Annotated in this window: 7 protein-coding genes; all 7 read right to left on the reverse strand. The window is 47.1% G+C overall.

Annotated elements, in window-relative coordinates:
- Positions 1-100: 100 nt before the first annotated feature.
- The 7 genes from narI to Q5873_RS03965 all read right to left on the reverse strand — a co-directional run bounded on the left by narI (position 101) and on the right by Q5873_RS03965 (position 24,834).
- Entirely contained in the window at positions 101-763 is a 663-nt protein-coding gene (gene narI, locus Q5873_RS03935; protein ID WP_028255528.1) for a respiratory nitrate reductase subunit gamma, read from the reverse strand.
- The gene (gene narJ, locus Q5873_RS03940; RefSeq protein WP_303059354.1) at positions 760-1,299 is read right to left on the reverse strand and encodes a nitrate reductase molybdenum cofactor assembly chaperone; all 540 of its coding nucleotides are present in this window, start codon (positions 1,297-1,299) and stop codon (positions 760-762) included. The genes narI and narJ overlap by 4 nt, the downstream gene beginning before the upstream one ends.
- Complete coding sequence (gene narH / locus Q5873_RS03945; RefSeq protein WP_028255526.1) at positions 1,292-2,716, reverse strand: nitrate reductase subunit beta; 1,425 nt, start codon at positions 2,714-2,716, stop codon at positions 1,292-1,294. The genes narJ and narH overlap by 8 nt, the downstream gene beginning before the upstream one ends.
- Positions 2,706-6,377: a nitrate reductase subunit alpha gene (locus tag Q5873_RS03950; protein WP_303059357.1), complete on the reverse strand. Its 3,672-nt coding sequence runs from the start codon at positions 6,375-6,377 to the stop codon at positions 2,706-2,708. The genes narH and Q5873_RS03950 overlap by 11 nt, the downstream gene beginning before the upstream one ends.
- 405 nt (positions 6,378-6,782) lie before the next feature.
- Positions 6,783-7,706, reverse strand: coding sequence for an ATP-binding protein (locus Q5873_RS03955; protein ID WP_288761217.1), 924 nt, complete (start codon positions 7,704-7,706; stop codon positions 6,783-6,785).
- 76 nt (positions 7,707-7,782) lie between these two features.
- On the reverse strand, positions 7,783-8,871 hold the full coding sequence (locus Q5873_RS03960) for a hypothetical protein (protein WP_303059359.1): 1,089 nt from the start codon (positions 8,869-8,871) through the stop codon (positions 7,783-7,785).
- A gap of 912 nt (positions 8,872-9,783) precedes the next feature.
- Positions 9,784-24,834, reverse strand: coding sequence for a YadA-like family protein (locus Q5873_RS03965; RefSeq protein WP_303059475.1), 15,051 nt, complete (start codon positions 24,832-24,834; stop codon positions 9,784-9,786).
- Positions 24,835-24,836: the final 2 nt, after the last annotated feature.

Below are 24,836 nucleotides of genomic sequence, written 5' to 3' on the forward strand. Positions count from 1 at the left end.
TCGTATGTATCGTGTAGCGTACAGCCTTCGTATGTATCGTGTAGCGTACAGCCTTCGTATGTATCGTGTAGCGTACAGCCTTATCCTATAGCATACTATCTTATCGTTTGCGATACACGACAGGGCTACGACGCAGGTAGTTAAAGGGAATGCTCAGGCAGTGTACCAAGCGGGTGAAGGGGAAGATAATGCAAACGATCATCCACGATAGCATATGAACTTTGAAAATAACCGGAATGTGTTCCATCAACGCCGGCTGCGGATGCCAATAGAGCAGACTGCGGAACCAAGGTCCGATGTACTCACGATAGTTAAAGGCACCGTCGGCATTGAGCATAGTCGCCGCAAAGCCGGTACAAATGGTAAGGCCCAGGAAAAGGAAGAGCCATACATCCATAGTGGATGTATTGACCTTCATATAACGGGAGAAGAAGCGACGACGCATGAGCAAAAAGAAGCCGACGACTAACGCGATGCCCGCCAGGCCACCGATATAAAGGGCCATGGCATGATATTGGTGCTCGCTGACACCAAAAAATTCCGTCACTTCTTGCGGTACCAGCACGCCGCCTACATGACCTAAAAATACGAAGAAAAGGGCGCCGTGGAAGAGCGGTCCTGCTATCTTCAATTGTTTCTTTTCTAAAAATTCGCTGGACTTCGTAGTCCACGTGCGTTCCGAAACGGTATAGCGCACGATGCTGCCGATAACGAGAAAGGTGAAGGCTATATACGGCAAGCCCACCCAGATAAATTCACTCATAATGTCCTCCCTTCCAGCCGCCGTCTGCTGCTGAGAATACAATCCACGAGTTGTGCCTGTACATAACCGCTGTCGGTAAGACGCTTTTTAAATAGGCTAAGCGCCTCTTCCGCGTAAGCAAGAATATCCGCTGCTATCGCCGGCGACACGGCGGCACACAATTCCAGCAAGGCCGGTACATAATCGGGCAGCTCTTTGGAAAGCGTAAAACCATTGTCTTCAAAGAATCCTTTATAGGCCAGCAGTTTTTCCGATTGCTCGCCTGCATTGGAGCAGTCATAGGAGGCCAGGTACATGTTGGTGTTACCGCTGAAATCAAAGGCGCGCACGTATTCGTCTTCATAGTCGCGCACGGTCAAACTGTTGATGTGCCGCAGTACGGCTTCACAAGCTTGGCGGGTACGGGCATCGGCAATATCTTTAATCCCGTCTGCCACGGCTGAAAGCTGCTCGCGCCACGCCGCATCGGGATAGCTGAGAAGAAAGCCGATGATCTGCAGCGCATATTGTTCGCTTGTCATTTCACGATTAGGCATGGCAACCTCCGCAGGTGTTAAAGCCTGCACAGCCTTGGGCTTCCTTCTTTTCTTCGCGACTTAGCGGTGCGCCCGCCGGAATGCGGAAGCGTTCCCGATATTTGGCAACGCCCAAGAGACGATACATGGCCATCAGCTGATCCGTGTCATAGCGTTCCTTAAATTCGTCCGTGCTTTCACCGCGGGTTTGTTTTTGCATGAACCGTCGCAAGTCGATGAGGGTCTGCAATACACGGCGAATGACTGCTTCGTTACCGGCGGCGAGCAGCTGCGACAGGTAGGCCACGGGGATGCGCATTTCCTCGGATTCCGGGAAGTTAACACCGGCCGCGCGCTGATGAAGAATCGGGCTCATCGGCGGCACGTACCACACCATCGGTACCGTGCGGTATTCTGCGTGAAGGGGCAACGCGATTTTCCATTCCTTCACCATCTTGTACACCGGCGATTCCTGGGCGGCTTTAATCCAGTTTTCACTGATGCCTTCTTCACGGGCAGCGGCAATCACCGCCGGATCGTGAGGATCCAATAAAATATCTAGCACGTTTTCGTAAATGTCTTCTTTATTCGGCGTAGCCGCTGCGGCCTGCACGCGATCCATATCGTAAAGGAGCACGCCGGCATAACGCATGCGCCCTACACAGGTATCGGCGCAAATCATAGGCAAGCCGTTTTCAAGGCGCGGATAGCAGAACACACATTTTTCTGCCTTATTGGTTTTCCAATTGTAGTATACCTTTTTGTACGGGCAAGCCGGTACGCAGTGACGCCAGCCGCGACACACGTCTTGGTTGACGAGCACCACGCCGTCTTCGTCGCGTTTATACATAGCACCGGACGGACAAGCGGCCACACAGGCAGGGTTCAAACAATGATTACACAGGCGCGGCAAGTATTTCATAAAGATGTCGTGAAAGTCGAGCGCCACTTCCTGACCGATGTTCTTCAGATTGATATCGGCGCGCGCCGTATCACCGCCGGCCAAATCATCCTCCCAGTTGGGACCCCATTCCACTTCCATCCGTTCCTTGGTAATAAGCGAACGCGGACGGGCTACGGGCTGATTGTTCTTGCGCTTGGAATGAATAAGCGTTTCATAATCATAGGTCCATGGCTCGAAGTAATCCTTCAGCTCCGGTTGCTGGGGATGGTAAAAGAGCTTTAACAGGCGACTCGCCTTGGAGCCCGTAGCGAGCTCCAATTTGCCGTTCTTCAATACCCAGCCGCCCTTCCAACGATTCTGGTCTTCCCAGTTTCGCGGATAGCCGATGCCCGGTTTCGTTTCTACATTGTTGAAATACATATATTCAGCGCCTTCGCGGTTCGTCCATGTATTTTTACAGGTAATCGAGCAGGTATGACAACCGATACACTTGTCCAGGTTCATTACCATCGAAATCTGCGCTTTAATCTTCAAGCCAATCTACCTCCTTCATCTTACGCACCACAACCAGTACGTCGCGTTGGTTACCGGTAGGTCCGTAGTAGTTGAAGCCGTAACTGAGCTGGCCGTAGCCGCCAATCATATGCGTCGGCTTCATATGGATACGCGTCGGTGTGTTGTGCGTGCCGCCGCGGGTCTTCGATAATTTCGAGCCCGGCACGTTGATATGGCGATCCTGCGCGTGATACATGTAGACTTGACCGCGCGGAATACGCGGTGTCACTACGGCACGGGAGGCCACTACACCGTTGCGGTTATACATTTCAATCCAGTCGTTGTCCTTTACACCGATGTCTGCCGCATCATCCTCGTTGAGCCATACCGTCTGGCCGCCGCGGAACAAGGTCAGCATTTGCTGCGTGTCAAAGTACATGCTGTGAATACTCCACTTGCTGTGCGGTGTTAAGTATTTCAGCGTAATTTCCGGCGTGCCGTCATTGGGAAGGCCTTCCTTCATCGGCGCATAATCGAGTACCGGTTTAAAGGTTGCCATCTGTTCGCCCCATTCGTTCATGATTTCATGATCGAGGAAGAAGGATTGACGACCGGTAATCGTGCGGAACGGCATGAGGAATTCAATATTATTTGTAAACGGCGTATAGCGTCGACCGCCTTTACCGTTACCAGTGAAGATTGGTGTGCTGATAACCTGCCGCGGCTGTGCCACGATATCTTCAAAGGTAATCTGTTCACCGGCGCGACCGTCCAGACCTTCCGTAAGTCCCGTCAGACCGGTTACTTTTTCTGCCGTCTGCCAACTCTTAAGGGCGACCTTACCGTTTGTCGCCGACGACAAGGTCAATACCGCCTGACAAGCATCGTAACAATTTTCAATCGTCGGACAACCGTAGCCCGGTGCCTGCGCGTCACCGATAATTCCGTTACGCTGTTTCAATTCTTCATATTGATCACCGATGTTGGCCGTAATGCCGTGAGCACCTACTGTGCCGTTTTCAAGATTCGGGCCCAAGGCACGCTGCTTTTCAAAAATCTTCGTGTAATCCCGTTCGATATACACCAGGTTCGGCATGGTTTTGCCCGGAATCGGTTCGCATTCGCCGCGACTCCAATCGCGTACCTTACCGTGAGGCTGTGCGGTTTCGCCTTCCGAGTCATGCTGCAGCGGCACCGCTACAATATCGCGATACACCGGCAGCTCTGCTTCCTTGGCTACCTTTTCTACGGCTTTGCCCAAGGTGAGGAAAATATCCCAGTCCGTCTTGGATTCCCAACCGGGATCGACAGCCGGCTGGAAGGGATGCACGAAGGGATGCATGTCCGTCGAGGACAAGTCCGTCTTTTCATACCACGTAGCCGTAGGCAATACAATATCCGAATACAGGGCAGACCCGGCCATGCGGAAATCGAGATCTACCAACAAATCCAGCTTGCCGCTGGGCACATCGTCGCGCCATTTTACTTCCGTCGGGTGCGCATCATTTTCTTCTAACAAACCATTCTTCGTACCCAACAGGTATTTCATAAAATATTCGTGTCCCTTGGAGGACGAGGTGATTAAGTTGGCACGCCATACGATGAGATTGCGCGGAATGTTTTCCTTCGCATCCGGATCTTCGATGGCAAAGTGCAGCTTCTTCTCCTTCAGCTGACGAGCCACATAGGCTTTCACACTGTCAAAGTCTTTGTTGCCGGCGGCTTCCGCTTCTTTCATAATCGCAGCCCCGCCTTTGTTAAAGGTCGGGTATGACGGCAACCAACCGAGGCGCGCTGCCAATACATTGTAATCTGCCGCATGACGATACCGCGGCGTTACGAGAGGCGATGTCAAATCGGACGCATCCATTTCATCGCTGCGCCATTGGTCGGTGGCAAAGTAGAAAAAGGACGTACTGTTCTGCAGTCGCGGTGCTGCCTGCCAGTCCTTGGCGGACATGATGGCGCCCCAGCCTTCGGCAGGACGTAATTTTTCCTGGCCTACATAGTGCGCCCAACCGCCGCCGTTCTTGCCTTCGCAAGCGCAGAAGAGTACTAAATTCAATACGGCGCGATAAATGACATCCGCATGGAACCAGTGGTTAATACCGCCACCCATAATAATCATGGAGCGACCGCCGGTAGCGATGGCGTTATCCGCAAATTCGCGAGCCGTATGGATGACCAACTCCGGATTGACACCGGTGTATTTTTCCTGCCATGCCGGCGTGTACGGGGTATCATCGGTGAAATCCTTCGCCGCTACGCCGCCAAAGCCACGATCAATGCCGTAGTTTGCCATCATCAAATCATAGACGGTAGTCACATACAAGCTGCCGTCCGGTGTGTCGATTTCCTTCACCGGCACGGCGCGTTCTATGGTCTTCATGCCATCTAAGTGACCGAAGTGCGGCAGCGCTACGGTAACGATGCCGTCGCCTCGACCGTCTAAGGTCAATACCGGAGAAATGGCTTCGCCGGTTTCGCTGTTTTCCATCTTCAAATTCCATTTTTCTTTGCGCGTCCAGCGATGACCCATGCAGCCGTTAGGAATAACCATCTTGCGACTCAGTTCATCCACCACGAAATACTGGAACTCGCTGTGCTTTGCCTTGCTGCCCATCATATTGGCGCTGAGCATCTGCCCCGGTACATAGTGACCGTCTTTTTCTTCAATAGTTACGAGGAACGGAAAGTCCGTGTACTGCTTAGCATAGTCAAGGAACATCGGCGTTGGATTGTCGATGTAATAGTCTTTCAAAATGACATGTCCCATCGCCATAGCCAATGCCGCATCGGATCCGGCTCTGGCATTGAGCCATGTGTCAGCCGCTGTCGTGGATTCCGCATAATCCGGTGAAACGGATACGACCTTAGTGCCTTTATAACGCACTTCCGTTAAGAAGTGTGCATCCGGCGTACGGGTTTGCGGTACGTTAGATCCCCACGTGATAATATAGCCGGAGTTGTACCAATCGCTGCTTTCCGGTACGTCTGTTTGATCGCCCCACACCTGCGGGCTGGCCGGCGGCAAATCCGCATACCAATCGTAAAAGCTCAGGCAAGCGCCACCCATGAGATTCATAAAGCGTGCCCCTGCGGCATAGCTAAGCATGGACATGGCCGGAATCGGAGAGAAGCCAAAGTTGCGATCCGGTCCGTAGGTTTGTGCGGTATACAGCATGGAAGCGGCTACGATTTCCGACGCTTCTTCCCAGTTGGAGCGCACAAAGCCACCCATGCCGCGCGCTTCTTTGTAGGACTTCGCTTTGTCCGGATCTTCCACGATGGATTTCCACGCAGCCAAGGCATTCGGTGCCGTCTTGCGCGCTTCGCGCCACAGGTTGGCCAGCTCGCCGCGCACATACGGATATTTTACGCGAAGCGGACTGTACATATACCAGGAAAAGGAAGCTCCTCGCGGACAGCCGCGCGGTTCAAAGTCAGGCATGTCCGGGCTGGTTTCCGGATAGTCGTGATTCTGATTTTCCCAAGTAACAATCCCGTTTTTAACAAATACATTCCAGCTGCACGAGCCGGTGCAATTCACGCCGTGCGTGGAGCGTACCACTTTGTCGTAGGACCAACGATCGCGGTACATGTCTTCCCATTCACGGCCGCCTTCGAAGGTTTGCGCATGACCGTTCGCGCTGGTTTCCTTCGGCGTCATATACTTATATTTCTGAAAGATACTTTTCATCCCTGCGTCCCTCCTTATGGTATCTTTAGCATACCAAATGGAAATAGGGGCCACGGTGACGTAAGTCACAAAGCATTCGTTCGCTATACATTTTTGTCATGACCTTTCGTCCGGCGGCTAGGATAATATGGAAAGTGGACCGATATATAGGTCTCGCAAGTCAGGTCTTGCGAATGACATTGATCGACCTATATATCGGACCCCTCTTCTCTACTAGCCTGCCGCCGGTCGAACGTTAGGTCATCATTCATGTATAGGGAACGCCCTCTTTGTGGCAGTGGGGAGGAAGCTCGGTCTTGCGAAGAGCATTTCTCGTGCCGATACGTTACTTTCCTTTCTCACATACAGCCGCCTCACGATTACAATGTCATTACTCATGTATAGGGAACGTCCTCTTTGTAATGTTTATGCGGAAGGGGCGGTAAGTTTAAAGGCCATACAGCTGTCGGCAATGAGGTGGCAGATGCGTTGCCATCGCACGTCCTTGCGCCAGACAAATTGTTCCAAAGTAAGGTTCGAGGTAATCACCATCAGTTTACGATCTTCGTAGCGATTTTCAATGATCCGCAGCAATTCTTCCCTCGTCCACTCCGTATCGCGTTCGCCGCCCAGGTTATCCAACACTACCATGTCCGCTTCTTCCAACGGTCGCAAATACAGTTCTCTTGCTTTGCCCGTATCAATGCAGCCGCGCAGCTTTTCCAGGAGTCGCGACACATTACAAAATATACCGCTATGCCCTTCGTCTGCCCAAGCTTGCAAGGTGGCTACTGCCAAATGCGTTTTTCCTATGCCCATCGGTCCCGTAAGGAACAGGCCCTTCGCTGCGGTTCCTTCTTTCACTAACTGCCGTGCATAAACGACGGCACTTTGGTTGTTGGTTCCCGTCTTCAAGTTGGCAAAGGTCATCGCTTGATAGCGCGCCGGAATCTGCGCTGCATCCTTGAGCGTTGCCGGTGACAAGCCTGTATGCGATGCACTGTTCATCCTGCATTTGGCATAGGATATGTGACCATTTTCATCCATCCGTGCCGTGTATCCTTTGTGAATGTGATCGCAGGCATCGATGCCCGGACAGTGAAAGGTACAATGCTCATTGCTTTCCGCAAATTCCAACAGCGGAAAGAACAATGCCTCCGTTTGCTTTGCCGTATCTGTCAATGTAATGTGTTCTCTTGCCAACGCCTCGTCAATGCGTCGTTGGTACTGTGCAATAATGTCGTCCATGTATCCGTCACCCCGTGGTGCGCTTGCCATTCCGTCCTGCATTGTCATGGGAAGGATATCCGTTACTCGCCCCATGCATTCCATTTGTTTGTTATCTGCCATACGTGTGCCATCTACTTTCTTTTCTGTTCTAACTACCGACTACCAATGCCTGCTGCTAATCCTTCGTGTTGCAGTATCAATGGTACTCAAACATAATCGGCAGCCCTTCAGCATCCACATAACTGCCGTCACCGGCGTCTATATACACATACTTTTTCGGTGGCATCTGCTCATTAAGTGACGATGTCTGCTCGTTAGGTGATGCTGTTTGCTTCTTAACGATTTGGCGTCGTTCCCAGCTTCGCACCACAGCCTTCCAGTTTTTCATCTTCGTTTGCCCTACAAACCAATCCCGACGTTGGTAGTAATCTACAAATTGTTTCGGGTCCACCGTATTGCCCCGTGCCAAACAATAGGCCTGAACCATTTCTAACGAAGGCGGCGTACATCCGGCTTCATCAATTAGTTCCACAGGGTCTCCTTTCTTTGATAGGTTTTCTTTCCTATTGTTTTGTTTAGTTTTATTTTGTTTAAGAATGGTATCGGCGTGCGTATCGGTGTGCGTATCGGCGTGCGTACCGCTAGGTGTATTACTAGGTACGTCACAAGGTATATTACCGAATACATCACCGGGTGTATTACTTGCTACATCACTAGATGTATAATCAAATATACCTCCGGCTACAGCGTTAGGTATGTCATCTGCTACAGCATTCGATGTATGACCCACTTTATCGTCAGAGGCATTACAAGCGGCTTGCTGATTAACTGATATCTGATTAACCGACTTCCGGTCATTCGATGTCTGATTAACTGACGTCTGATCAGTCAATGTCTGATTAACCGCTTGCGGATCAATCACGCCCATTTCGGTTGATGGCGGTAGCTGTGTCCGTGATGCATTGGCTTCTTCAGAAAATCCCGTAGTGACAATAGGTTCGCCGGAGAAAGAAAGTATTTGATACATGGTAGCTTGATTACCCCTTCGCGCCACATAGTTGATGCGTCCGTTCTCCTGTAAAACGCGCCGCGCCCGCACAATGGCCTGCTTGCCCAAGCCGGTTTTCTCCATCAAACTGCTCATAGCCACCGAAAACGTTTCCTTCCAACCGCTTACATTGTCATAATGCATCAGCGCAAACCACAGTATCCGCGCCGATGTAGACACGTCCGGATGCAGGCTGATCCAAACTTGGAACTTGTTAATCTCTTCAATATAATTCATAGCTAATACCTCCCATATATAATTGAGGGTCTCTCCCCCTCACCTATTACCATCCAGCAGATGTAAACTTGTAAACGTCATTTTAAAAAAATTTTTTAAAAATTTTAAATTCCGTTACAATGGGGCAGCAATCCAACGTATAAAAATTTCCGTATGTTTTTACAAAATAAAAATTACCCCTCCACTTATTACAGGCAAAAAATGGCCTAGTTTTAAACATAATTATTTATACTTTTTTCGCAATACATCCGTAACTCACTCGTCCTAAACTCTCATGAGGGTAGAAGTTGCAAGGGCCAACAGGTTATATATTTTTGTAATACAAAATTAATATTCCTCTTACATTAAAATTCCCCTCATTATATAAATCGTTTTAAAAATGAATTTGTAAACAAAAATAGGAAAAAATAGAAAAAATATCCTACAATAGCTCTTTGAAGCCCAGTCTTACGAAGGGCATTCTGCATAGCTATCGTAGGATATTTTCTCTTCTAACTCCTCCCGAGGAAAGAAAGCAGCGTCTATAGCTTTGATTAGTAAGTACACCGGCTTAACCGAACAAGAAATTCTCGACCTCGCCAAAGAACATAATTTACTATAAGATATGAACCACATAACCAAGAGGGCAACCCATGTCATAGATTCATCATTCGTAAGGCTTGACTGCCAAGACATGAATTGCCCTCTTTTCCTTCTCCCAAAAAAGATAAAACCGCTATAACCCCAGTACTTAACTGGTTTTATAGCGGTTTTCACCCACACTTTTTGTCCTATAACTCTACAACCCTACCTCCCTCTATAAAAGGAAATGCAAAAGAACCTCCCGTGATTTCACGAGAGGTTCTTTTCTTCTATGCGCCGATTCCTATGGTCGTCAGCGTCAACGGACTCTGTAGAGCCGAAGGGACTCGCTTATTTCTTTTCCAGCTTTTCCAACTTCTTCTTCATCTCTTCATTATCCTGTTTCAACTGTTTCACCAAATTAAGAATTTCATCGTAAGCGGCGTTCATCTTTTCATCATTAGCGCGCATACGTGCATTTTCTTCCTTCAGTGCTACCATTTCATCCTGCAATACATAGGTGGAGCTAATCGGGCCCGCTTTATAGCGATCCGGTACGGCTTTCTTCTCATCGGTGCGACCGAACTTGTACGTTACCCCGATATTGGCCATCGTATGATCAGAGCCGATACTTACGCCCATGTGGAACATAGTGTCCTCATTCTTATAATGAGCAATGCCGAGAGCCGCCGCCTGTTTGCCGCGGTATGTGCCTACAGCCGCCATAATCTGCGTCGGTTCCAATGGATCATACTGGATAGCTTTCAGGCCTGCCAAGGCTGCCGCATTGGCCCCTACATTAGCAATATCGTTATTGATATTTTGCGTCAAGCCGCGAAGCTGTGATACGTTAACCGCATCATCCGGAGCGACACCTTCCGCTACGTGGGTAATGCGATTGCCGCCATTATCGAGACCTTCCGACGAAAGTCTTACCTTGCTAATGCCCGTGCCCGACTGATTGATGCCTTGGATTTCAAAACCGTTATCGCTTATCTTGGTATAACCATGAGCCGGTACCCAATTACCGTTCTTATCCAATACCTTATACGCCTCACCCGTCGTAGGGTCAATAATCGGCTGCGGTTTTTCGATGGCAATGTTACCGTTCTGCATAGTAGTCTTTAAGACTTCATTGCCTTCGCTATCCGTTCTCGTCGCCGTAAAGCCATCCGCATTGATGTTAGTCTTATTGGTTACTTCCTTCGGCAGACCGGTATCCGGATCCAGTACAAGCTGTCCATTGCCATCTCTTTCAAAGGTGGTAGCCGTAGAGTTAAAGCCGTCAGAGCTGATATTCGTCACCTTGTCATGACCGTTTTCATCCTTAGACGACGCCGTCAACGAATCGCCCTTAATCGTTACCGAGCCATTCGTATCCTTATCATAGCTCTTGATTTCACCGCCGTTGATGGTGGTGTAGTTGCCGTCTTTATCTTTGGACTCGAAATGACTGCCGTCGATAGTGGTCGTTTCGTGGCTCGTCACCGGCTTGCCATCAACCATCTTCACTTTTTCCACATCGGTAGCCAGCTTGCCGCCGCCCGTAGTCGTAGAAGACGATTCCGTAATCGGTATCTTATGACCCTTTTCGTCAAGAACCGGGTTACCGTTTTCATCAACCTTGTACAACGGCTTGCCATCCGGGCCGGTAGCTACATTGCTGTCCTTAATCGTTACCGTGCCGCCCTTGGTGGTCGTCGAAGATGTCTTAGTCACCGGAATCGGGTCACCATTAGCATCTCTAACCACTTCGCCGTTTTTGTCCACTTCATACAATGGCTGACCGTCCGGACCGGTAGCTACTTCGGTGAAGGAAGATGTCGTTTCCGATCCCTTAATCACCGTGCTGTCACCGTCCTTGCCAACGCTTACGGAGTCGTTCACCTCTATGGTGCTAAGGTCCTTCAAGTCCTTAGACAATTTTACCGTCAACGTATCCTTGCCGTTGGAAATAACACCGATGTTGCCGTCAGACAATTTTTTCTTAATGGCTGCCTTCCGTTCTTCTGCCGTAGCATTGTCACCAAGGCCTAAGTCCACTTCACCCTTAATGTTTATCTGTTTGCCCAGCTTACGGTCAAAGGTATTTGTGTGTTCCTTGCCATCCGTAGATTCACCGTCAGCACTGTCGCCGCCGAAGAACAACGGAGTATCGGCAAGATTCTTCAAGTCGCCCGTGGTTACTGCCGCATCGTCGGCAATGCCATTCGGATCCGAGTTGCCGTCGGCATCCTTTTTGCCTACCTTATCCAAGTTATCGATAAAGCTGTTCGTGCCGTCCGCACCGTTAACCTTATCTTCGGAGCCAGCACCGTTACCTACGTCACCGCCGATAGTAGACTTGATGTTATCCAGCTTAACCTTGCTATTCGGGTCGTTCGGGTTAACCAAGCTTGTCTTGAGGTTGTCCGCCGGTACCGGGTCGGTGCCTAATATCGGAATATTCTTACCTACCACGCCGGCTTCCGGGTTGCCGTCGGCATCCAGTTTATCCTTCGGATACCACTTGCCGTCCTTACCTTGCTTCAAGCTTTCGTCCTTGTAGTAGAACTTATTATCCTCGCCGCGAACGATGGCTTTACCATCATCGGCTTTCGCTTCTACTAGTTTATCTACGTGTACCTTGTAGGTTGGTCTGCCATTGTCATCAACCGATTTAGAAATTTCAGCTGCGCCGTCACCATCTACTGCAGTTTGTGCATTATTAATGGCTTCTTTCAAATCGCCAACGTTAACGGCATTATTAAGCATATCACCAGTAGCATCTTTCAACTTAACAGATCCGTTTGTATCTTTCAAGCCACTGTCTACATTAATGATTTGGTTGCCACCGTTATTAAGGCCTTTGTCGGTAATGCTAACCTGCTTCTTCGGATCGGTTACAGCGTTACCATCTTTATCTACCGGCGTGATGGTCATGCCCTCGTTGGAAACTTCCGTCTTAGGTCCTGTTAATTTACCATCTTTATCTTTGTTTTCTAAAGTAATATGGCTGCCATCAATGGTCGTGCTTTGCTTGTTACCATCTTTATCTTTCTTTTCAGAGGTAATCGTACCACCATCGATGTTAGTGCTAGATGTATTACCATCCTTATCCGTTTTAGAAGTACCAATAGTACCTGTGCCAATGGATGTACTATTATTACCTGTAGCATCCTTAACAGTCATGCCATCTTTGTTAATAACAGTGCCACCATTCCCATTTTCATCAACGCTACCTACGGTTACACTATCCAAATCAGTAAGGTCTTTAGCAATTTCTACAACCATTTCCTTATGCGTGCCATTGCCATCTGCATTAGGTACATCCTTCGCGTTTACATACGTGTTTTGATCCGTTGTAGATTTTTCTGGCACATGAAGGTCTTGACCTGCTTCATCAACCTTGTTCGCAATACCACCTTTAACAGTAATGGTCTTGCCCAAATCTTGAGTGACAGTACCATTATTACCTGTAAGGCCGAAACCGCCACCCTTGCCTGCTTCGGTTACGCTCTGCATCGCATCGCGTACATCACCGATGTTAGCTGCATTAGTAAGCATTTTATTAACTTTGTCTTCATTTTCACCTGTTGGATTTAGAATCGTATTCCAATCCATTGGTTTCTCACTAGCATCCATGCCATTGCGACGACCACTACCTACGCGTTCTAATGTTGCTGGAGCGCTGTTATCTTGTGTTAAGGATACGCTTTCCTTAATGGTTAAGCCTTTTGCATCAGGTTTAGGTTTACCATTTTCTAATTGGTCAGGTGTGTAATACTTATCGCCTGCTTTCACAAGTTTTGTACCATCCGCTAATTGGTAACCATCGCCCACTTTGGATACATCCACAGGTTCACCCATTGGTGCACCATTAGCATCCGTCTTGGTTGCCGTATAGGTTACAGGCAAGCCGGTTACGTCGATGTGGAAGGTATGCGTACCAGTTGTGCTGTCATCGATAGCAGATACTTTCGTATTCGCCCCATCAATGATGTTAATGGTATCCCCAATCTTAACGGTTTGCGCATCGCCACTGTGACCAGAGGTGTTCAATTTGAAGCCTGTATCTACGAGGTTCTTCAAATCGCCAGCATTAACTACGGTGTTTTCGCTGATGCCATTAGCCTTGCCGATGGTGTCGACGTTTTTCATGAAAGTATTCTTATTTTCATGTTCAGGGTCAACCACTTTGCCGCCAATGCCGGATTTTACATTATCCAGTATGGTAGCTTCATCGCCATTTGGATTAACAACGCTGTTTTTCAACATATTTTGATCTACCTTTTGTGGTTGATCTTTCAATGGTTGTTTAGGCGTAATGCCATCGTCTTCGGTTTTTGGTTTGCCCGTTGTTTGGTCTACATCATTAGCATCATACCAGTTACCGCCACCATGACCGTCGGATACGAATGTTTTGCCTGCAATATCATCGGCATTGTAGTACTTGCCATCACCACCACGTGCAATCTTGGTGTTCGCATCCACTGGTTTTACAGTCATTAATTTATCAACATGAACATTGTAAATATTTTGACCGTTTGCTCCCGTTACTTTCGTAACTTCTGCTGCACCTGTGCCTGTTACTTCTGTAGTGGCTGCTTTACCAATCGTACGCAAATCATCTACGTTAACAGCATTGGAACCAACTGCTTTGTCAATAGATGTAGACTTACCAGCGGCATCTTTCAAACCAGAGCCTACATTTTTCAACGTAGGAGCGTTGTCAGAACCGTCTTTATTCACTAAGGAAATGCTGTCGTTAACAGTCCAGTTCTTATCTACTTCTTCTGGTCTTACTTGTGGCTGATCCGCCTTAGGGTCGACTAATTGACTAGGTTTGTAGAACTTGTCGCCTACTTTCACCAATTTCGTACCATCTGCCAATTGGTAGGTATCGCCTACTTTGGATACGCTTTCACTAGTGCCTGCATCTCCCGTTTGAGATACAGTGTACGTCATAGGTAGGCCAGTAACATCGATGTGGAATTCGTGAACGCCATCTTTCGACGTAATATCGGATACTCTTGTATTCGCACCGTCTACGACCTTAATGGTTTCACCAATCTTAACGGTTTGCGCATTACCACTGTGACCAGAGGTATTCAATTTGAAGCCTGTGTCTACGAGGTTCTTCAAGTCGCCAGCATTAACTACGGTGTTTTCGCTAATGCCATTAGCCTTGCCGATGGTGTCGACGTTTTCCATGAAAGTATTCTTATTTTCATGTTCAGGGTCAACCACTTTGCCGCCAATGCCGGATTTTACATTATCCAGTATGGTAGCTTCATCGCCATTTGGATTAACAACGCTGTTTTTCAACATATTTTGATCTACCTTTTGTGGTTGATCTTTCAATGGTTGTTTAGGCGTAATGCCATCGTCTTCGGTTTTTGGTTTGCCCGTTGTTTGGTCTACATCATTAGCATCATACCAGTTACCGCCACCATGACCGTCGGATACGAATGTTTTGCCTGCAATATCATCGGCATTGTAGTACTTGCCATCACCACCACGTGCAATCTTGGTGTTCGCATCCACTGGTTTTACAGTCATTAATTTATCAACATGAACATTGTAAATATTTTGACCGTTTGCTCCCGTTACTTTCGTAACTTCTGCTGCACCTGTGCCTATTACTTCCGTAGTGGCTGCTTTACCAATCGTACGCAAATCATCTACGTTAACAGCATTGGAGCCAACTGCTTTGTCAATAGATGTAGGATTACCATTCGCATCTTTCAAGCCAGAGCCTACATTTTTCAAGGTAGTAGGGATTGTCTTGCCATTATTGTTAACAAGAGAAATACTGTCCGTAATTGTCAAGCCATTTGCTTTTTCAGCATCTTTCACTTCAGGATTTGGTACATTGGAATCCACTAATTGATCTGGACGATAGTATTTATCGCCAACTTTAATCAATTTGTTACCAGCTGCATCTTGGTATGTATCGCCTACTTTAGATACGCTCACTGGATCGCCCACTACATTACCTTTTGCATCAGTCTTAGTCGCCGTGTACGTCATAGGTAAGCCAGTTACATCTACGTGTAATTCATGAATGCCATCTTTGGAATCTACAGTAGATACTTTCGTATTCGCACCATCCGTGAACTTGATGGTATTGTTCAACTTCACGTTAGCTGGTGCTTTGCTGTTAGCTACATCTGTAGAAGTAGTAAGCATGAATCCGTCGTCTAACGTTGCTACTTCGTGGTTAATGTCGCCATTAGCACCTTTTGTAGTGTACGTAATGCGGTCCATCTTAGCCGATTTGTTCGTACCGCTAACTAGTTGACTTGGATTTTCCCCTAGGTTTGCTTCGTCAGTAATGGATTTAGTGCCACGGTCGATAGTAATGACAGCTTCACTGCCGTTTTTACCGTCTAAACCGATAATGCCATTTTCACCATCTTTGCCATCTGGAGCTTTATCATCTACTTCTTTACCGATAGTAACGAGGTTTTTCCCATCTTTCCCATCTTTGCCATTGGATACTTTCACAGAATCAAGGTCTTTTAATTCCTTCGCCAATTTAATGGTTAACGTATCAGTGCCGTCGGAAATAACGCCGATGTTACCATCTGTTAATTTCGCTGCAATCGCTTCTTTGCGTTGTTCTGCTGTTGCACCATCTTGTAATTCAAGGTTTACGCCACCAACGATTTTCGTTTCTTGACTCAACTTGCGACTGAATGTATTTTTATCCGTACCATCTGCTGCAACCACACCATCAGCACTATCACCACTGAAGAACAATGGTGTGTCTGCTAGGTTCTTAAGGTCGCCTGCATTGACTACGGTATTCTTATCGATACCGCCTGCTTTGCCTACGGTATCCAAATTCTTAATGAAGGAATTATCTCCCGTCGTACCATCGATGGTGGAATCCTTCGGAATACCGTTGTTGCCCGCATCGCCGCCGATACCGCTCTTCACATTGTCAAGAATGATGGAGTTATCCATCGAGGTAGAATCAACACCGGCATTGGGGTTAACAAGGCTTGTCTTAATATCGCTTTGTTTCAACGCCACCGGAGTTTGCGGATTGGCCCCCGTATTCGGTTTGCCGTCCGTAACGTCCGTCTTGTTGTACCAGTTGCCGCCGTTGCCGTCCGCATTCGGTACATACACTTTATCGGCTATATCCCTCGATTTGTAGTATTTACCGTCGCCGCCGCGCGTTACTTCCGAGCCGTCTTTGCTCTGTACTTCCACTACCGGATCCACATGTACATTGTACACGGTCTGGCCTGCATCACCCTTCTTGCTGGTCACGATGGCTTTACCCGTACCGGTCACTTCCGTGCTGGCGCCGGCCGCCATTTCCTTCAACTGCGATACATTAACCGCATCCGTATCATCCGTGCCGGCCGCCACATTGGTAATCTTCGTCGCCCCTATGCCGTCCTTAGGATTGATAAGACGAATGTTGTCGGTAATGGTAAGTCCTTTCGCACCCGGCTTCGGTACATTATTATCCAGCTGGTCAGCGGTGTAATATACGTCCTTGCCATTTTCGTTAATCTTAATCAACGGCGTGCCGTCCGCCTTCTGATAGCCGTCCTTCGTCTTGGTTACATCCACCGGCGTACCTGTCGGTTTGCCTTCGCCGTCGGTTTCCGTTGCTGTGTACGTTACTGGTAATCCTGTTACATCAATATGGAATTTATGTACACCAGTGCTTGGATGAGTAATAGCAGAAACGGTTGTATTCTTGCCATCAACCACTTGGATTGTATCACCAATCTTAACCGTGTCGGCAGGGTTCGTACCTTGGCCCGACGTATTCAATTTGAATCCTGTATCTACTACATTTTTCAAATCTTTCGCATTCACTACGGTATTTTCGCTAATGCCATCCGTAGTGGCACCTACTTTGTTCACATTTTCTAGGAACGTGTTCGCCTTATTTTTAGATGGATCCTGTACTTCACCACCGATACCCGATTTCACATTATCCACAACGATGGATTCGTTGCTATTAGGATTAACGAAACTATTCTTAACATCAGCTGGTTCGACAACTTGCGGTGTTGCATTTTCTGTTGGTACACCATTAACTACATCATCATCGTTATACCAACTGCCACCACCTTGTCCATTAGACACAAAGGTTTTACCTTGAATGGCTGTTGGGTTATAGTACTTGCCATCGCCGCCACGTACCACCTTCGATCCGTCTGCTCCTACCACATCAATGACAGGGTCAACATGTACATTGTAAATAGCTTGACCTTTATCACCTTCAGTTTGCGTAACAATGGCTTTTCCTGTGCCAGTCACTTCTGTCTTTACCGCTGCAGCCACCTGTTTAAGATCACCTGCGTTAACGGCATTCTTCAGTACAGGATCATTGTCCGCCGTATTTAATAAATCGCTAGGATTCATCGCCTTATTATTACTATTTACCAAACCAGAACCAACGTTCTTGATTTGTGGTGCCTCTACATTCTTGCCATTTTTATCCAGCATTGTAACATTGCTTGTCACTTCAGTATCTGGCACGCCTTTTGCACCTGCTGGTGGTTTGCCATCTACCAATTCCTCTGTGCGATAGAAGGTATCCCCAATTTTTGTCAATGATTTGCCTTGATTATCTACATAGGACATAGGCATACCTGTTACGTCAATGTGGAATGTATGCGTACCCTCTACAGTGTCATCAATAGCAGATACTTTCGTGTTTACCCCATTAACGACATTAATGGTTTCACCAATCTTAACGGTGGTTGCACCAGAGTCAGTTGGTTGTCCAGACGTATTCAATTTGAAACCAGTATCCACTAGATTTTTCAAATCTTTTGCATTTACTACAACATTTTCGCTAATGCCATCCGTAGTGGCACCTACTTTGTTCACATTTTCTAGGAACGTGTTCGCCTTATTTTTAGATGGATCCTGTACTTCACCACCGATACCCGATTTCACATTATCCACAACGATGGATTCGTTGCTATTAGGATTAACGAAACTATTCTTAACATCAGCTGGTTCGACAACTTGCGGTGTTGCATTTTCTGTTGGTACACCATTAACTACATCATCATCGTTATACCAACTGCCACCACCTTGTCCATTAGACACAAAGGTTTTACCTTGAATGGCTGTTGGGTTATAGTACTTGCCATCGCCGCCACGTACCACCTTCGATCCGTCTGCTCCTACCACATCAATGACAGGGTCAACATGTACATTGTAAATAGCTTGACCTTTATCACCTTCAGTTTGCGTAACAATGGCTTTTCCTGTGCCAGTCACTTCTGTCTTTACCGCTGCAGCCACCTGTTTAAGATCACCTGCGTTAACGGCATTCTTCAGTACAGGATCATTGTCCGCCGTATTTAATAAATCGCTAGGATTCATCGCCTTATTATTACTATTTACCAAACCAGAACCAACGTTCTTGATTTGTGGTGCCTCTACATTCTTGCCATTTTTATCCAGCATTGTAACATTGCTTGTCACTTCAGTATCTGGCACGCCTTTTGCACCTGCTGGTGGTTTGCCATCTACCAATTCCTCTGTGCGATAGAAGGTATCCCCAATTTTTGTCAATGATTTGCCTTGATTATCTACATAGGACATAGGCATACCTGTTACGTCAATGTGGAATGTATGCGTACCCTCTACAGTGTCATCAATAGCAGATACTTTCGTGTTTACCCCATTAACGACATTAATGGTTTCACCAATCTTAACGGTGGTTGCACCAGAGTCAGTTGGTTGTCCAGACGTATTCAATTTGAAACCAGTATCCACTAGATTTTTCAAATCTTTTGCATTTACTACAACATTTTCGCTAATGCCATCCGTAGTGGCACCTACTTTGTTCACATTTTCTAAGAAAGTGTTGCTGTCATTGTGATCTGGGTCAACCACTTTACCGCCAATGCCACTAGCCACATTGGAAATCGTGCCCGGTGTATTTGTTGTGCCATCAGTGTTAACCAATTTAATGTTGTTAGTCACTTGGTCCGCTGGTACTTCTGTGGCACCATCGATTGGTTTGCCATCCACCACTTGATTGCTCTTATAGTATTTGTCCCCAATCTTAGTCACTGCATCACCGTCATTATCCGTGTAAGACACAGGTAATCCGCTTACATCAATATGTAATTCATGAATGCCCTCTTCGGAATCTACAGTAGATACTTTCGTATTCGCACCGTCTGTGAACTTAATCGTGTTATTAAGTTTCACCTTAGCAGCCGCTTTATCATCGGTTACATCCTTGGATGTAGTTAAGAAGAACCCATCATCCAAGGTAGCTACTTCATGGTTAATAGTAGAACCGTCGGCCCCTTTGGTGGTGTAGGTAATGCGATCCATGGACATCGGATTATTTTCGCCTACCGGTTTCGTCGGGTCGAGAGCAATATTTTTGCCATCCGCTAAGGACTTCGTGCCGCGATCGATAGTAATGGTCGCTTCACTGCCGTTCTTGCCGTCCAAGCCGATTTGACCGTGTTCGCCGTCCGTGCCGGCCGGTGCATTGGCATCCACTACCTTGTCGATAGTTACCAATTTTTTCCCGGCATCGCCGTCCTTGCCATTGGTTACAACCACTTTGCCGTCCGTAGCCAAACCATCTTTATCGAGTGCTGTCTTGATCGTCTGGCCGTCGGTCGTACCTGTCGTCACGGTCACGCCGTCCGGTGTTACCATTGTCGTCTTGCTTTCGCCTGTGGGCGTACCGGTAGTATCTACTTTCTGTTCCGTCGTAGTCATGCCGTTCGGCGTGGTCGATATGGTTTTCACTATGTCGTCCACCTTAGACGTTGTAGTCGTACCGCCGGCGGTCATCGTCATCGTGTTGTCGCCGGAACCTGCGGTTACAGACGTTAAATCGGTTAATTCTTTCGCCAATTTAATCGTCAGCGTATCGCTACCGTTGGATACGACACCGATGTTACCATCCGTCAGTTTCGTCACATCCGTCTGGCCACCAATAATCTTCGCCGTTTCGCTCAGCTTACGGCCAAAGGTATTTTTATGCGGTTTGCCATCCGTGCCGGTCTTGCCGTCCGCCGTGTCCCCTTCAAAGAAGAGCGGCGTTAACGCGACTTTCTGCAAATCTCCTACGGTCGATACAGAGTTAAGTTTTTCTTTATCTGCCGGTGTGTCGCCCTTGAGCGTCGTCAAATCTTTGATGAACTGGTTCGTTCCCGGCACTTTCTCTACCTTGTTAGCATCATTGATGTCGTCAATCTGAGAGCCCGTATCCCCACCGTTACCGATGGTGCTGTCGAACACGGATTTTACATTGCCAATGGATCCTTGCTTCGTAGTACCGCCGTCTTTATTGACCACCTTCACATTGTTCGTCACCTTGTCCGCCGGTACTGCTACGGCATTATCTTTCGGTTTGCCGTCTTCGATATCTGTATTTTTGTAATAATTGTCGCCAATCTTGGTAAGTGCATTACCTTGATTATCCGTATAGGAAATAGGCATACCTGTTACATCGATGTGGAATGTATGCGTACCAGTTGTGGTGCTGTCATCGATGGCAGATACTTTCGTATTCGCCCCATCAATGATGTTAATGGTTTCACCAATCTTAACGGTGGTTGCACCAGAGTCAGTTGGTTGTCCAGACGTATTCAATTTGAAACCAGTATCCACTAGATTTTTCAAATCTTTTGCATTTACTACAACATTTTCGCTAATGCCATCCGTAGTGGCACCTACTTTGTTCACATTTTCTAAGAAAGTGTTGCTGTCATTGTGATCTGGGTCAACCACTTTACCGCCAATGCCACTAGCCACATTGGAAATCGTGCCCGGTGTATTTGTTGTGCCATCAGTGTTAACCAATTTAATGTTGTTAGTCACTTGGTCCGCTGGTACTTCTGTGGCACCATCGATTGGTTTGCCATCCACCACTTGATTGCTCTTATAGTATTTGTCCCCAATCTTAGTCACTGCATCACCGTCATTATCCGTGTAAGACACAGGTAATCCGCTTACATCAATATGTAATTCATGAATGCCCTCTTCGGAATCTACAGTAGATACTTTCGTATTCGCACCGTCTGTGAACTTAATCGTGTTATTAAGTTTCACCTTAGCAGCCGCTTTATCATCGGTTACATCCTTGGATGTAGTTAAGAAGAACCCATCATCCAAGGTAGCTACTTCATGGTTAATAGTAGAACCGTCGGCCCCTTTGGTGGTGTAGGTAATGCGATCCATGGACATCGGATTATTTTCGCCTACCGGTTTCGTCGGGTCAAGAGCAATATTTTTGTCATCCGTAAGGGACTTCGTACCACGATCAATAGTAATTACGGCTTCACTACCATTTTTACCGTTCAAGCCAATAGTGCCATTTTCGCCGTCCGTGCCCGGTGCTGCATCCGAATTTACTTCTTTACCGATGGTCACCAAATCTTTCGCATCGTCACCGTCTTTTCCATTGGTAACTTTAACAGTGCCATCCGTTGTTACCCCTTCATTGTTCACTGTTGTCGATACCTTTTTAGTGGTTGTAGTCCCATCACCATCAGGTGTAACCGTTTCCGTATATACCTGCATACCGTTGCTATCTAGCATCGTAACCGGCGTTACTTTATTGCCGTCAACGTCCTTCGTTTCGTCGCCACGCAATTCTACGGACTTAAAGCTTGGCGTATCAATGGTGCTAATGCTAAATTCACCTGGTTTTTGTACTAATTCAATGTTTTTGCCAGCTTTGAAAGTCATTACCTTGGAGGCATCTACAATATAGCCATCCTTTTTCAACTCAGCTATCCTAGCTTGGTAAGCCTCTTCTGTTTCACCCTTTTCTTTGTCAACATCATAAGTCACCTTACCATTAGAGCCGTCTACCATATCCGCCTTAGCAATCCACCCCAATGTTTTAATATCACCAGCAACAGTGATTTCTCCATCTTCGGTAACCGTAACATTATCACCTAAGGTTTTCTTCAAACTGCCTACCAAATTGCCTAACATTTGGTTAGTGGCAAACAGCTGTGACCCATTGATGGCATCGGTAGAGTTGAGCCCAATTAAACCTGGTGCTACATTTTGAATACGCCGCGTTTCAAATACGGTATACGTTGTATTGGAAGAAGATATACTCTTTTGAATGGTATTCCACACCTTTGCCTTATCTTCCTCTGACAATGTATTATCTGCATAAATAGTGTCACGCGTTGAATCGGCTGCAAAATAACGAGTTTGTTGTTGCTCACCTAATGGAACACCATTTTTCGTAACTTGCACGGTAACATCTACCGGCACCGTAATAAGAGAGCCCACCTTGCTATGATAGTCCTTAATATCTTCAAGGCTATTAAACTGTTGTTGATAAGTAGAGCCTACACTCACTACACCAACGGTGGAATCACCACCAGCGAAATCGCTACGAACCGCTATGGGTGGACCAATTTTGGTGCCATCGTCTTGTTTTTCCAGCATGTAAATGTAGATAAAATCCTTAGTATAATCCCGCAATGCCCCCTTCGTACTGCTAAGGGATTCAGTTAATTCCATTTTTCCCGCACTGCCTACTACATCTACTTGTCCTAGGGAGCGAGAGCGTTTGGAATCCTTTACATAGCCCGCATGATCACCTAAGAATACGGATCCTGCCGTATTATTTTCTTGGTCATTTGGGTCTGCCGCTTCAATATTAATATTATTACCGAGTCCTACGACGCGGTCATTGGCAATGCTACCGCTACTACCGATCAGGATTGAGTTATTGCCTGCGATATTGCCATAACTGCCAATGAGGGTAGAATCCTTACCAGATACGCGGTTATAGGTAATAGCATCACCACTTTGTTTACCAAAGCCTAGTGCCAACGAGTTTTGCCCAGTTACTTGGCTAAACGCCCCTAAGGCTACGGCATTGCCCGCTTGTACATCGGTATGCGAACCAATGGCCATACTATTATCAAAGGATTTGTCTGTTGTCCCTACGTGTGCCTTGCCACCTATAGCCATCGAGTTAGTACCATTGGCCAATGTTTGACCGCCATAGGCGATGGCATCACTGGAAATCGCCTTAGCAAAGTCGCCTACTGCCATAGAGCGATCCCCTTGTGCCAAGATTTGACGCCCTACACCTAGGGCACCGTCCCCATCGACGAAGGAATACTTTGTCAAGTACGTCTCACGAAAGTTCTTTTTGGCGGTTGCTAAACTTTCTTCGGCGGCTTTCACGGCACTTTTCAATGTTGCCGTATCACCGGTCCCCGCCTGTAACGCTTCCTTAGCATCATACAAGGTTTCTTCCATGTCCATGATTTTTCTCATGTCCCTAGCATAGGCAGACTTATCTTTATCAGAAAGATCAGCAGTCATTTCCCCGGTTGCCAAACCAATAGCACTGTCACCACGCACCTGGGTGTAGGTACCAATACCTAAGGCATTCTTACCTTCTACGATAAAGCCCCCTGGATCACTGCTACCGGCGCCATAGTTATTGTATTTAGGCTGTTCTCTATGTTCAAAATAACCGTTCTTTCTGCTACTAGTTCTAGTATCTGTTCCATCACCTGCAATATCTGTGAGCAATACCTGTTTTAATACTTTATATTCTGGTGGCAATTCCCAATCACGACCATAATAGTCTCTATCCGTAGATTTCGCACTTCGAGATGCATCCTCAAACTCATAACCACTGCCTTTACCGATGGCAATACTGCCATCACTTAAGGACTGTACGCCACTACCAATGGCCACGCTATTACTGCCCATAGCGCGGGAATAGGTACCAATAATACTCGAACGATTACCATAGGCCACATTATAGGCACCTACAATAACACTGTTCCCCCCTGGGTCTGGCTCGCTATACGAAGTCTTACGCTTTGTAGTTAGCACTCCGCTAGAACTTACAAGAGCAGGCTCTGGAATCCCAATGATATTCCGTCGCCCAATAGATACACCAGAGTAACCAAATATGCTCGTAGATGTACCAATACCGATGGAGTCACTGCCTTGCACAATATTATAAGAGCCCTTATTCGTGGTTGAATAATTCCCTAATGCAATACTTCTAAGCCCACTAGCCACGGTTTTAGTACCAATTGCGATGCGCCCATTCGTGTCATCAGAGCCACCTACATTACCGGCATGAGCATCGGCACCAATAGCAATCGTATTACTTTGTACGGCTTTACTCTGGTCACCAATCGCTATGATTCCCGTTGGGTTCTTAGTACCTATAGAAGTAATTGGACTTATGTTCCCACCTACTGCATAAGTTGCTACTATCGTTTCAACATTTGTATTCGGATCCGTTTTAATAATTTTAATGGTACCCGTTGTTTCATCATATTTAACAGATACCGGCACCTCATCCGTTGAAGCCCCTTCTACCCAGCTACTAGAGACGGCAGCGGCAGACCATACGGAAATACACATCAATGCCGCCATAGCTGCACGAGATATAGACATAG

The sequence above is a fragment of the Veillonella magna genome (genome assembly GCF_959600285.1).
In the GTDB taxonomy this organism is placed as follows: Bacteria; Bacillota; Negativicutes; order Veillonellales; family Veillonellaceae; genus Veillonella_A; species Veillonella_A magna.